Raw genomic sequence first — 12,662 nt, forward strand, 5'->3', positions numbered from 1 at the left:
GTGGCGGTGACGGTGGGATTTGAACCCACGTTGGCTTTTACACCAAACAACATTTCGAGTGTTGCACCTTCGGCCGCTCGGACACGTCACCAACGGTGCCACTTTACCGGCTGAGGTGCTCCACTCCCAAAATGAGCGGAACTACAGGCCTACGACGTCGTTCCTGCGCGGATCGGGGCGATCGCCCGAGACCATGCCCTTGGCGATTTTGATAGCGGCGACCACTCGGGGAGTGTCCAGAGACCAGTACTCGGCCGTGTCGCCGTCGACCTTGATGAGGGCAATTGACGGGTCATTCTTTCCGTCAAACCAGGGCTTCACGGATGCGCTCCACAGCTCATCGATCTTGGCACGGTCTTTTGTCAGCGTGGCCGTGCCGGCGATCGAGACATATCCCTTGCCGCTGCTGATGGACACGTTCACCTGAGGGTTGGCTCGGATCTCGTCCGCCTTCGGGGAGGGGTCGTCCGTGAAGAACCACAGGTCGCCGTCGAAGTCGGTGTCCTGCACCGCAAGCGGTCGGCTGACGAGCTGACCGTGAGCGTTTACCGTCGTCAGGATGGCGATGTCCGCATCCTTCACGATCTTGACCAGTTCCTTCATGCCGTCCTGCTGCGAGTTCATTGCTGCTCCTTCGTGATGAGTTGTGTGATGAGTTGGCGGCTGATTCGTTGAGGAGGAGTGATCTTTCGGTTTCGGCGGAGCGCTTCGATGGAGGCGTCCCAGCCTGCCCCACCCGCCGGTGACGGAGTTTGCCCCACGGGCAGGTGTGAACACCGTTCCCGGGTGCGGAGCTACGCGGCCACGGCGAAGGGCAACGAGGTTCATCACTGGGCCTACGCACAGGTCATACAACCGCGGAAGCAGGGCGTGCACGGGTATGAGGGTTCGCTGCACTGCTCCCACAATGGTGACTGCCCGCGGAGTTTTGACACTGCGAAGAATCGCCTGCGCCACCCGCTCGGGATGGACCACCGGCGGCAGGGGGTGGACGTGATGCCCGGTGTAGTTCGCGGCGTGCTGATAAACGGGCGTATCGATTGTGGCGGGGAGCACCAGGCAGACGTGGATGCCGCGGGCCTTGCGCAATTCCTGACGGAGTACGCGGACAAAGCCGTGCAGCCCAAACTTGCCCGCCACATATGCGGATACGTACGGAGAGGTGATTCTCGAATAGACGGATCCGATGAAGATCAGGGTTCCGGTGCCCTGTTGCCGCATCTGCGGGAGCGCCTGCCTGGCAGTGTTGGCAGCGCCTACAAGGTTGGTGTCGATGACGTTCCTGAACACCTCCGACGGAGTGGCCTCGAAAGTTCCATAGGCGAACACCGAGGCGTTCACCACGCAGACATCGATTCGGCCGAATTCATCAACGGCGGCCTGCATCAGCGCCGCCACCTGTGCTTCGTCACCGACGTCCGTTGGGAGGCAGATCACGCGGGCCCCGCGCTCACGGCACTCGTTCCCTACTTCCTGCAGGTTGTCGTTCCCGCGCGCAGCGAGAACCAGGTGGGCGCCCTCTTTCGCGAAACCCCGCGCAGTGGCCCGGCCAATCCCGCTGCTGGCGCCGGTGATGACGACGACGGCGCCACTGAGGTCAGCGGACACGGTCGAAAACGCGCAGAAGGCTGTCGGTCACCACGCCTTGCGCAACATGGGACACGAGGCCCCGCGCGTGTGCCTGCCAAGGGTATTTGTTTGGCCCCGATGCCAGCCCGAGACTCGGCGCCAGAATTTCATCCATTAGCACGAACAGGCCCAATCCGTAGAGGGACCCATTGCCCGCACGCAGCGCCGGGACCCCATGGCGGGCTACACAGTAGAGCGCGGCGGGAAGCACTCCGAGAGCGTAGTGCACCAGCATGCCTGGAGCGCTGGGCTGCTGGGTGGGCAGGTTGGCGCCGGTGAGCTGAGCGATTTTCCTCACCGCTGCATGTGCCACGTCCCTGTTGCCGATCCGTGCGAGGTGCTCGCGTTTGAGCGCCGTCGAATTCTCACGGTTGTACATGAACCAGCCGAGCTTATCCATCACCCATACGCCGGCAGCCCCAGCCACCGCTCCGCGCATCATTTCACCGGACGTGTTTTTCTGTCGCTTCACTTCGAGCCTCCGCGGGTTGATAAGCAGGCTTATCACTCCAGTATGTTGGCCACGAGGATGGAAGGGAAGCTTCCAGGATGGCAGCCGCTACCGCCGTCAGCGTCTGCGAACAGTGAAGAACTCCTTCAACAGGGCAGCACACTCGTCCTCAAGGACGCCGGGGAACACCTCAGTCCAGTGGTTCAGGCGGCGTTCACGCAGAACGTCGAAGACCGACCCGGCTGCGCCGGCCTTCTCATCCCATGCCCCGAAGACAACCCGGGGGATCCGCGCGAGAACGCTGGCTCCCGCACACATCGAGCACGGCTCCAGAGTCACCACGAGCGTGCAGCCGTCCAGCCGCCATGCCCCGAGGACAGCGGCTGCCCGGCGAATCGCGAGTACCTCGGCGTGGGCGGTGGGATCACCGGTCGCCTCGCGTTCGTTCCAGCCGGTGGCCAGTACCGTGCCGTCCGGACCAACGACGACGGCGCCAATCGGCACATCCGCCGTCTCACCTGTGCGCCGGGCCGCCTGCAGCGCCAACTCCATCCACGCGGCGTGATCCCGCTGTGCGGGGGCAGAATGGGCGGGCATGTGCCAATGATACTTTTGAGCAATGCGCGTTCTGGTTGTCGACCATCCCCTGGTGTCCCACAAACTGACGGTCCTTAGGGACAAGAACACTTCGTCACCGGTTTTCCGGCTGCTTACGGAGGAGCTGGTGACCCTGCTCGCCTATGAGGCAACCCGGGATGTGCGTGTTGAACCGGTGCAGATCGAGACACCGGTGACTACCGCCGTCGGAACCGGTCTGGTCAAACCTACGCCGCTCGTGGTTCCGATTCTGCGCGCCGGACTGGGCATGCTCGAGGGGATGACGCGCCTGGTGCCCACCGCGGAAGTGGGCTTCCTTGGTATGGCCCGCAACGAGGAAACCCTCGAAGCTATCACCTACGCCGAGCGGCTGCCGGATGACCTGACCGGCCGTCAGGTGTTCGTTCTTGACCCGATGCTTGCCACGGGAGGCACCCTCCGTGAAGCAATCAAGTTCCTGTTCCGTCGCGGCGCAGCCGATGTAACCTGCATCTGCCTTCTTGCTGCGCCCGAGGGACTGGAGGCCCTCAAGCAGGAACTGGAGGGCGCCAACGTCACCATAGTTCTGGCATCGATTGACGAGAAGCTGAACGAGAACGCCTACATCGTCCCCGGCCTGGGGGATGCGGGGGACCGCCTGTACGGCGTCGTGGGCTAGGCCACCCCTGTCCACCATTCGGGCAACGGGGTGAGACCCTGCAATGCAACCGGTTCACTTCTTGGACCATTTGTTTCCTGCGTGAGGAAGTGAACCCGATTCGTCCACGAATGTGGGGTGTCGGCGCGCCGCCGTTGACGAATTGTCTACTTCAGCCGCGGTCCAGAATGCGGACGCTTTACCATTGTTACTTGTGCGTAGCGGATTGTTACGTGCAATAATTCGGATTGTGAACACCAACTCAGCAGCATCTGCAGCCGCAGCATATTCCTCGGGCATCATGTCCGCGCAGGGATCGCGCTGTTGTCGAATGTGCGCGTAACCGCTTACCCCACACTGTTACGCATTTTCTAGCCCAACGGCGGGCTCCACAGAAGCTCCATCTCGACCGGGCACACCCCTGCATTCGAGCCGTGATGACGGCGATTCACCATGAGGTTGTTTAGACATGACCCTTTCTTCCGGATACGTCCACATTTCCCTCCGCAACGCCCAGAACCGGGCCAGCGCTCAACGGCAGGCCTACGGTCAGCGCCCAGGTCTTCCGGCCTACAGTCAGCCGGCTGCTGCCGCATATGCTCCGGCTTACGGACAGCTGCAGCCCGTACCATCATCTGCTGACAATGCGCAGCCCATCACCGCACCTCTCCCGGTGGTCGCTCCCAACGGGATTCCCGGACCGCAGCCGGTTACCGGTGACACAACCGCACGCGGATTCGTGCTCTACGTTGCGCTGGATGAGGATACCGCCGCTGAGCATGACACCACGCTGAGCAAGCTTGCGCAGGACGTGAGGGCATATGTCCGCACCCTTGTCCCCGGCGCACAGAGCCACGCCGCTGTCGCCCTCGCTCCGGCAGACGCTGTCGGCACTGATATCGACGTTGTCCGGCAGGCGCTGGGAGACCCGACGGTGAATCGCCGTCCACGCACCGACCAGCAGCCCACGCCGCCGCCGGCCCCACGCCCCACCGGCGTACTGATCGACCTTTCGCGGCGCGAAGTGCACCTGGACGGGGACATCCTGAACCTGACGTTCAAGGAATTCGAACTCCTCAACTACCTGGTCGAGAATGCGTCGCGGACTGTTGGGCGCGAGGAACTCCTCTGCGGACTGTGGCGCAATGCCGACGAGGTACCGAATGAGCGCACCATCGATGTGCATATCCGCCGCCTGCGCTCGAAGCTCGGTCGGCTGGCCAACACCGTACGCACAGTTCGGGGACAGGGTTACCGCTTCTACGAGCACCCCGAGGTTGTTGTCTGGGCCGCTCCGGAGTACTCGATCTAATCTGCCGCTTCGCACGAAGTAGGGTGAGGGGATGTCCTCGCACCATCTGAAGCGCCTGATGCTCATGCGCCATGCCAAGTCTGACTGGCATGGCGATGTGGCCGACCATGAGCGTCCCCTGAGTGCCCGCGGGCATCGGGATGCGCCCCTGATCGGGCGCTGGATGGTGGATAACGACGCCCTTCCTGACCTCATCATCACGTCAACGGCACTGCGCGCGCGCCAGACCTGCATCTGGATATGCCAGGAACTGGGGGAGAAGGCACCGACACCCAGGCTCGAGCCGAAACTCTATGCGGCGAGCGCTACCGAAATGCTGGCCGTCATCAACCACGTACCGGAAACGGCGACAAGCGTCCTGGTTATTGCGCACCTGCCCGGCATCCAGAACCTCGCCATGCGGCTCGCGTCAGTCGACTCGGACGAGGACTCCGTCGTCGACCTTGCCACCCACTACCCGACGGCGGGACTCACCGTCCTTGACCATGCCGGCCACTGGGCGGAGCTGGACGGTCGTGATGCCGACGTGACCGATTTCGTAGTCCGCCGCGCCTAAAGCCCGTACTTCTCCAGCAGGCGCAGCCACACCTCACTGATCGTTGGATAGGCGGGCACCGCGTGCCAGAGGCGGTCCAGCGGCACCTCCCCGGTGATTGCGATGGTCGCAGCATGCAGCAGCTCGGCGACGTCGGATCCGGCGAAGGTCATGCCCACCAGTACGTTCCGGTCCTCGTCGACGACCATCTGCGCCCAGCCCTCATACCCGTCGGCGTGGAGCGAGGATCCGGCGACCGCAAGATCCAGCGACGTCTCGCTGACGTTCAGCCCGTCCGTCCTCGCAGCCTCAAGGGTTCTGCCGACCATGGCTATTTCCGGATCGGTGAAGACGACCTGGGGAACTGCGTAGGCGTCCGCGGTTGCTGCGAAGGGGCTCCATGGTTCCGGCTCTCGCTTCAGTGAGCCGTTGGCCCGCGCGACGATGGCGTCGCCGGTCATCCGCGCCTCGTACTTCCCCTGATGCGTGAGGAGAACCTTCCCGGCGGCATCGCCGACAGCGTAAAGCCACGGATGGCTCCTGACCTGCCCGGAATCGTCCGTATCGATCCCCTTGGGCTCCAGCCCGATTTGCTCGATGCCCAGATCTGCCAGTGCCGGATGGCGGCCCGTGGAAACCAGCAGCTTCTCCGACTTCACAACGGCACCGCCCGCCAGGCTCACCCGGAACCGGGCAGCATCGTAGGCAACGGAGTCAGTGCCGGTGTGCAGATGGAGGGTGACGCCGTCGCGCTCCAGTCCCTGCTGCACCAGGCGTGTTGCAGGTTCCGGATAATTACCGAGCAGCCCGCTCCGCGCCACCAGGGTGACCGTTGAACCGAGCCGGGCGTACGCCTGCGCCAGCTCGGTTCCCGCGACGCCGCCTCCCAATACGGTGAGGCTCTCCGGAATCTCCTTGGCGGACGTGGCTTCACGTGTGCCCCAGTAGTTCAGGCCGTTAAGCCCGTCGATGGGTGGGATGAACTGGGTGGATCCGGTCGCGAGCACGACGGCGTGGCGGGCAACCAGGGTGGTGGCGCCGTCGTCGGTGGTTACCTCGACCTGACGCTCGCCGGTCAGGCGCGCACGTCCGCGGATCAGCATGATGCCGGTGTTGTTGATCCAGTCGGCCTGCGATGAATCGTCCCAGTGGGACGTGAACTCGTTGCGTCGGGAGAGCACTTGTTGTGCGTCGAGCGTGCCGGTGACGGCCTCGCGTGAACCGGCCACAGCACGTGCAGCCTGCAGGGCGGATCCGGGCCGCAGCAGTGCCTTGGACGGCATGCACGCCCAGTAGGAACACTCTCCGCCCACAAGTTCGGCCTCCACGAGCACGGCGGAGAGCCCACCCCGGACTATGCGGGCGGCAGCGTTTTCGCCGACCGCGCCTGCTCCAATAACGACGACGTCGGTGGTTCGCTCAGCGCTCATGGTCCTGAGCTTTCCACCCGACCCGCGGCTGGGCAAGCAGTTGGCTTGAGTCTGTTCAGGAAGGTTAACGCAGAACCGCCCCGGTTGCCCGGGGCGGTTGGTCTGGTGCGCGCGAAGGGATTCGAACCCCCAACCTTCTGATCCGTAGTCAGATGCTCTATCCGTTGAGCTACGCACGCAATTCAAAAGCCGATTTTAGTGACTTCTTCATGGCCGTTTGGCCGTAGATAACTTTACAGCCATTCTGAACCTAATGCTAATTGGCGTTGATGGGCGTTTTCTACCCGCAGGTAGTATAGACCGGTCTATGTGACCTTCGTCACACCAGGTGTTACGGTGCTCCATCAAATTCCGCAGAAACTCGCGGATCACCACGAATCCGGGCGGAAGTAAAAGCGAGCGGTCGCGGAAGTTGCCCGGGACCCCACCCCTAGCATCAATACACACCATCCACCCAACGAAGGGAAGAGAAATGGGCGATTTTGCGCGACAGCCGCTGCTCGCGGACCGAGCGACTGACCGGGATGCAGCAACATCCGCACCGACAACCCACCAGGGACTGCTGGCCTGGGTTGAGGAAACTGCCGCGCTGACCCAGCCGGATCGGGTGTATTGGGTCAACGGATCCGAAGAGGAGAACAACCAACTCACCGACGAGCTGGTCTCCGCAGGTACGTTCACACGCCTCAACCCTGAGATCTTCCCCAATTCTTTTGCGGCGTTCTCCGACCCGGCCGATGTTGCCCGCGTCGAAGAGCAGACGTTCATCTGCTCCCGTGACGAGCGTGCCGCAGGGTTCACCAACAACTGGATGGACCCGGACGCGATGAAGGAGAAGCTTCGCGGCCTGTTCGCCGGTTCCATGCGCGGCCGGACCATGTACGTGATCCCGTTCGTCATGGGCCACCTTGACGCCTCGAGCCCTAAATTCGGCGTGGAGATCACTGACAGCGCGTACGTCGTCACGTCCATGCGCATCATGGCAACCATCGGCACAAGGGTCCTCGACCGGTTGACGGAGCTCGACGCCGAATTCGTTCCAGCCTTGCATTCCCTCGGTGCGCCGCTCGAACCCGGGCAGCAGGACGTCCCGTGGCCGTGCAACGACGAGAAGTGGATCGTGCACTTCCCTGAGGAACGCTCCATCTGGTCCTTCGGCTCCGGATACGGCGGAAACGCGCTGCTCGGCAAGAAATGCTACGCGCTGCGCATCGCCTCCGTGATGGCCCGCGACGAGGGCTGGCTGGCGGAGCACATGCTCATCCTGAAGCTCACCTCGCCGCAGAACAAGACCTACTACGTCTCCGCAGCTTTCCCTTCCGCTTGCGGCAAGACGAACCTAGCCCTCCTTGACCCGACCATTGAGGGGTGGAAAGTCGAAACACTCGGCGACGACATCACCTGGATGCGCTTCGGTGAAGAAGGCGAACTCCGCGCGATCAATCCCGAAGCAGGTCTGTTCGGCGTAGCGCCCGGCACCGGTTGGGGAACCAACCCCAATGCCATGCGCGCTATCGCCAAGGGGAACTCAATCTTCACCAATGTGGCACTGACCGACGACGGCGGTGTCTGGTGGGAGGGCATGACCGAGGAAGTGCCTGCGCACCTGACGGACTGGAAGGGTGAGGAGTGGACGCCTTCCTCGGGCGCAACTGCCGCGCACCCCAACGCCCGGTTCTGCACGCCGATTGACCAGATTGACATGCTCGCCGAGGAGTTCAATGATCCGGAGGGTGTTGAGCTGTCGGCCATCCTGTTCGGCGGCCGGCGCAAGACCACGGTCCCGCTGGTCACCGAGTCGCGAGACTGGACCAACGGAATCTTCATGGGCTCCACACTGTCGTCGGAGACTACGGCCGCCGCTGCCGGCGCGGTCGGCAGGGTCCGCCGCGACCCGATGGCTATGCTTCCCTTTATCGGGTACGACGCCGGTGATTACCTGAGCCACTGGCTGAAGGTCAGCGGGAAGGCGAACCAGGCCCGATTGCCGAAGATCTTCCTGGTGAACTGGTTCCGCCGCACGGCGGACGGCGGTTTCGCGTGGCCGGGCTTCGGCGACAACTCCCGCGTACTCAAGTGGATCATTGAGCGGCTCGAAGGCGAAGCCGATGCAGTCGAAACGCCGATCGGGTACGTGCCCGCGCCGGATTCCCTCGACCTGACCGGTCTGGACCTCAGGCCTGCTGACGTCGAGCAGGCGGTTCGCGTCGACAGGGAGGAATGGGCAGCGGAACTCGAAGGAATCGAGCAGTGGTACCAGCAGTTCGGCGATTCGCTGCCGGACGAGCTTTCCAGTGAGCTGCAGCGGCTCAAGGCGCGATTCGCCGTTTAGCGGACGCGTGCTGAGTGACTTGTGTGGCCGGTTCTGCGATGAACGCGGAGCCGGCCACACTGCATTCTCCGGACCGGCTGCTACTGGCGGATCTGCTCGAGTACAGCGGCAGTGAGGGTTTCGAGGGTCTGGGGGTCTTCGGCTTCGGCGTTCAGCCTCAGGAACGGTTCGGTGTTGGATGCACGGAGGTTGAACCACCAGGAGCCGTCCTCGGCAGTGAACGTGAGACCGTCCAATTCATCCACCGTGACGCCGTCGTTTTCGAATTCCTGCCGCACCCGCGCGGTGGCGGAACCGACGTCATCGAGCCGGCTATTGATCTCACCGGACGCGAAGTAGGGCTCGTATTCCCGGCCGAGTTCTGACAGCGGCTGATCCTGCTCGCCGAGCGCGGCGAGTACATGCATTGCCGCCAGCATTCCAGTGTCAGCATTCCAGAATTCACGGAAGTAGTAGTGGGCCGAGTGCTCTCCGCCGAAGACTGCGCCTTCCTCTGCCATGACGGCCTTGATGAATGAGTGGCCAACCCGGGTGCGCACCGGCTGCGCGCCCTCGGCCCGGACGAGTTCAGGCACGGCGCGCGAGGTGATGAGGTTGTGGATGATGACCGGTTTCCGCTCCCCGGCCGCCTGCGCCCGGCGGATCTCCCGCCTCGCGACCATGCCGGTGATGGCGCTGGGCGATACCGGGTTGCCCTGCTCGTCGATGACGAAGCACCGGTCGGCGTCGCCGTCGAACGCCAGGCCTATGTCCGCCCCGTTGCTGACTACAGCCCGCTGCAGGTCGCGCAGGTTCTCCGGCTCGAGCGGGTTCGCGGGGTGGTTGGGGAAGGTGCCATCAAGCTCGAAGTAGAGCGGAACGATGTCCAGCGGAAGCGCGTCCAGGTACTCGGCGCCCAGTACTGCGGGAGTGGTGAGCCCGGCCATGCCGTTGCCTGCATCCACGACCACCTTCAACGGACGGCTCCCAGAGAGGTCCACGAGTGAACGCAGGTACTCGGCGTAGTCCTTCAGGACGTCCCGCGAGGACGTGGAGCCTCGCCGGTCGGCCACGGGAATGGTGCCTTCCGCCAGATACCGTTCGGCCAGTTCCTGCACTTCGGCGAGGCCCGTCTCCGAAGACACCGGAACCGCGCCGGGACGGGACATCTTCATGCCGTTGTACTGAGCAGGATTGTGGCTGGCGGTGAAGGTGACGCCCGCTGCGTTATAGGTTCCGCTGGCGTAGTAGAGCTCGTCGGTAGAAATCAGGCCAAGGAACACGACATCCGCACCGCGGGTGGTCGCTCCCTCAGCGAACGCCTCGGAGAACTCGGGGGAGGAGGGGCGCATGTCTCCACCCACCAGAACCGTTTTCCCGGAGAGCTGCAGCACATCGACGAAAGCCGCGCCGACCGCCCGGACGGACTCCACGGTGATGGTCTCACCAACGATCCCTCGTACGTCGTAGGCCTTGAACGATGCGGAAAGGTCGATGGTTGTGTTCACGCTGGAAAGTCTAACTGCTCAGGCCGGTCCTTCCATGGGCGGGGGAGTAATGGATGACGGCGGATCTCCACACTGCGCAAACGGGCGGCGAATGCGTCAGGAGCAACTGCCATACTGGGGCGCATGGCTGAAACAACCACCCTCCACCAGCAGGCACTTTCGATTCTTGAAACGCTCGTGGGGCGTAAGGACGCCGCCTTCCACGAGGGACAGTTCGAGGCTATCGAGGCGCTGGTCAACGGCGGCCGCCGCGCCCTGGTGGTCCAGCGCACAGGGTGGGGAAAGTCAGCGGTGTACTTCGTTGCGAGCCTTCTGCTGCGTGCTGCAGGCGCTGGGCCAACCCTCATCGTGTCCCCGTTGCTCGCCCTCATGCGGGACCAGGTTGCGGCGGCTGAACGGGCGGGCGTGCGAGCCGCGGCTATCAATTCGGCGAACCAGACGGAGTGGCAGGAGATCACTGCCCTGCTTGACGCCGACCAGCTCGATGTTCTGCTTGTATCCCCCGAACGGCTCAACAACCCGGCCTTCCGGGAGAATCAGCTGCCCGAACTTGTCCGACGCACAGGGCTGCTGGTGATCGACGAGGCCCACTGCATCTCTGACTGGGGCCACGATTTCCGGCCCGATTACCGCCGCCTCCGCGATCTCATTACTACGTTGCCGCAGGGCGTCCCTGTGCTCGCGACAACGGCTACCGCGAACTCGCGGGTGGTGAAGGACGTTGAGGATCAACTCGGCACAGACGGCACTGCCGTCTATACGCTGCGCGGCGAGCTTGCCCGCAAGTCGCTGCGGCTCGGTGTGCTCCGCCTTCCCAGCCCACGTTCCAGGCTCGCATGGTTGCTGACTCACCTCGGAGATCTTCCCGGGAGCGGAATCATCTATACCCTCACAGTCTCCGCGGCGGAAGACACGGCACGCCTTCTGCGTGAAAGCGGGCACGCGGTGCTGGCCTATACAGGGCGTACCGACCCGGCAGACCGGGAATCGGCAGAGAAGGCCCTGAAGAACAACGAGGTCAAGGCACTGGTCGCCACCAGCGCGCTCGGTATGGGCTTCGACAAGCCGGACCTCGGCTTCGTGGTTCACCTCGGCGCGCCATCTTCCCCGGTTGCCTACTACCAGCAGGTGGGAAGGGCCGGCCGTGGGACCCCTAATGCTGATGTGCTTCTGCTTCCCGGGAACGAGGACCGGGAGATCTGGGAATACTTCGCCACGTCGTCGATGCCCGCTGAAGACAAAGCCCAGCGCATCCTCGAAGAGCTGGCCGGTGGCGCGGTTCTTTCCACACCGGCATTGGAAACCCGGGTGGACGTGAGGCGCTCGCCGCTCGAACTCCTTCTGAAGGTGCTTGATGTGGACGGCGCCGTGCAAAAGGTCACAGGAGGCTGGCAGGCCACCGGAAAACCCTGGACCTATGATCGCGAGCGCTACGCGCGGATATCCAAGGCCCGTGTACAGGAACAGAACTCAATGCTCGATTACGAGAACACCGGCGGCTGCCGCATGGAGTTCCTCGCCGCAGCACTGGATGATCCTGCTGCGGCGCCGTGCGGCAGATGCGACAACTGCGCAGGGCCGTGGTACTCGGATGAGGTGTCCCACGACGCGTCCGAAAGCGCCGGCAGCGCACTCGGGCGGGTCGGCGTTCTCGTTGAACCCAGAGGGCAGTGGCCTTCCGGGATGGACAAGCTCAGCGTCCCGGTCAAGGGGCGCATCGCTGGAGACCGGCAGGTTTCCGCCGGGCGCGCGCTCGCACGTATGACGGACCTCGGCTGGGGAAACCGGGTGCGTGAACTCCTCGCGGACTCATCCCAGGACGCACCCCTGGATCCGGCTACCCTGCAGGCCTGTGTTCGTGTGTTGTCCGAGTGGCAATGGGACGCCCGGCCGGTCGGGGTCGTCGGCATGCCATCACGACGGCGGCCCCTTCTCATCCGTTCGCTCGCCGAGGGACTGGCTGGTGTCGGCCGCATTCCGTACCTCGGGACCCTGCAGTTGCCCCAGGGGTGGCCGAGCGGGAGCTCCGGCGGCAACAGTGCGTTCCGTCTTGCCTCGGTGTGGGACAGGTTCGCGGTGCCTGAAGAAGGCCGTGCCTGGTTCGGGGCAAACCCGGGGCCGGTACTGCTCGTCGATGACTTCGCAGACAGCCGCTGGAGCCTCACGGTAGCCGGACGGGCGCTCCGCCAGGCCGGTGCCAAGGAAGTACTTCCCTTTGTGCTGGCGCTGAAGGCCTGACGTGCAGGCCTGGT

Annotated in this window: 10 protein-coding genes and 2 tRNA genes; 5 read left to right on the plus strand and 7 right to left on the minus strand. The window is 63.8% G+C overall.

Features of this window, described 5'->3' with window-relative positions; genetic code table 11:
• Position 1: 1 nt before the first annotated feature.
• The 4 genes from AC4D2M_RS14405 to tadA all read right to left on the minus strand — a co-directional run bounded on the left by AC4D2M_RS14405 (position 2) and on the right by tadA (position 2,677).
• Positions 2 to 91 (minus strand) — tRNA-Ser (locus tag AC4D2M_RS14405).
• A gap of 50 nt (positions 92 to 141) precedes the next feature.
• Positions 142 to 1,608 (minus strand): SDR family NAD(P)-dependent oxidoreductase, encoded by a 1,467-nt coding sequence (locus tag AC4D2M_RS14410; RefSeq protein ID WP_490892578.1) that lies wholly within the window; start codon positions 1,606 to 1,608, stop codon positions 142 to 144.
• Entirely contained in the window at positions 1,598 to 2,101 is a 504-nt protein-coding gene (locus AC4D2M_RS14415; RefSeq protein WP_490892579.1) for a DUF1440 domain-containing protein, read from the minus strand. The genes AC4D2M_RS14410 and AC4D2M_RS14415 overlap by 11 nt, the downstream gene beginning before the upstream one ends.
• 96 nt (positions 2,102 to 2,197) lie before the next feature.
• A complete protein-coding gene (gene tadA / locus AC4D2M_RS14420; RefSeq protein WP_490892580.1) occupies positions 2,198 to 2,677 on the minus strand; it encodes a tRNA adenosine(34) deaminase TadA in 480 nt (159 codons plus the stop codon).
• A 22-nt stretch (positions 2,678 to 2,699) separates the two neighbouring features.
• Between tadA and upp the strand changes: the two genes are divergently transcribed.
• From upp to AC4D2M_RS14435, 3 genes are all read left to right on the plus strand, one after another.
• The gene (gene upp, locus AC4D2M_RS14425; protein ID WP_490892581.1) at positions 2,700 to 3,335 is read left to right on the plus strand and encodes a uracil phosphoribosyltransferase; all 636 of its coding nucleotides are present in this window, start codon (positions 2,700 to 2,702) and stop codon (positions 3,333 to 3,335) included.
• A 448-nt stretch (positions 3,336 to 3,783) separates the two neighbouring features.
• Positions 3,784 to 4,626, plus strand: a complete 843-nt coding sequence (locus tag AC4D2M_RS14430; RefSeq protein WP_490892582.1) for a winged helix-turn-helix domain-containing protein — start codon at positions 3,784 to 3,786, stop codon at positions 4,624 to 4,626.
• Positions 4,627 to 4,657: 31 nt separating this feature from the next.
• Positions 4,658 to 5,182 carry a SixA phosphatase family protein gene (locus AC4D2M_RS14435; RefSeq protein WP_490892583.1) on the plus strand — a complete coding sequence of 175 codons (525 nt, stop codon included), beginning with the start codon at positions 4,658 to 4,660 and terminating at the stop codon, positions 5,180 to 5,182.
• Here AC4D2M_RS14435 and AC4D2M_RS14440 read toward each other — a convergent pair.
• Together AC4D2M_RS14440 and AC4D2M_RS14445 are read right to left on the minus strand one after the other, a co-directional pair.
• The gene (locus AC4D2M_RS14440) at positions 5,179 to 6,591 is read right to left on the minus strand and encodes a dihydrolipoyl dehydrogenase family protein (protein ID WP_490892584.1); all 1,413 of its coding nucleotides are present in this window, start codon (positions 6,589 to 6,591) and stop codon (positions 5,179 to 5,181) included. The two genes, AC4D2M_RS14435 and AC4D2M_RS14440, sit on opposite strands and share 4 nt — an antisense overlap.
• Before the next feature lie 103 nt (positions 6,592 to 6,694).
• Positions 6,695 to 6,770: transfer RNA gene (locus tag AC4D2M_RS14445), tRNA-Arg, on the minus strand.
• Between the two features lie 293 nt (positions 6,771 to 7,063).
• On the opposite strand from AC4D2M_RS14445, the gene AC4D2M_RS14450 reads away from it, so the two are divergent.
• On the plus strand, positions 7,064 to 8,923 hold the full coding sequence (locus AC4D2M_RS14450; protein ID WP_490892585.1) for a phosphoenolpyruvate carboxykinase (GTP): 1,860 nt from the start codon (positions 7,064 to 7,066) through the stop codon (positions 8,921 to 8,923).
• An 80-nt stretch (positions 8,924 to 9,003) separates the two neighbouring features.
• Here AC4D2M_RS14450 and AC4D2M_RS14455 read toward each other — a convergent pair whose 3' ends face one another.
• Positions 9,004 to 10,410, minus strand: a complete 1,407-nt coding sequence (locus AC4D2M_RS14455; protein ID WP_490892586.1) for a phosphomannomutase/phosphoglucomutase — start codon at positions 10,408 to 10,410, stop codon at positions 9,004 to 9,006.
• Between the two features lie 123 nt (positions 10,411 to 10,533).
• Between AC4D2M_RS14455 and AC4D2M_RS14460 the strand changes: the two genes are divergently transcribed.
• Positions 10,534 to 12,648: a RecQ family ATP-dependent DNA helicase gene (locus tag AC4D2M_RS14460; RefSeq protein WP_490892587.1), complete on the plus strand. Its 2,115-nt coding sequence runs from the start codon at positions 10,534 to 10,536 to the stop codon at positions 12,646 to 12,648.
• The last annotated feature ends 14 nt before the right edge of the window (positions 12,649 to 12,662 follow it).

This window comes from Arthrobacter sp. TJ-270, from assembly GCF_058269075.1.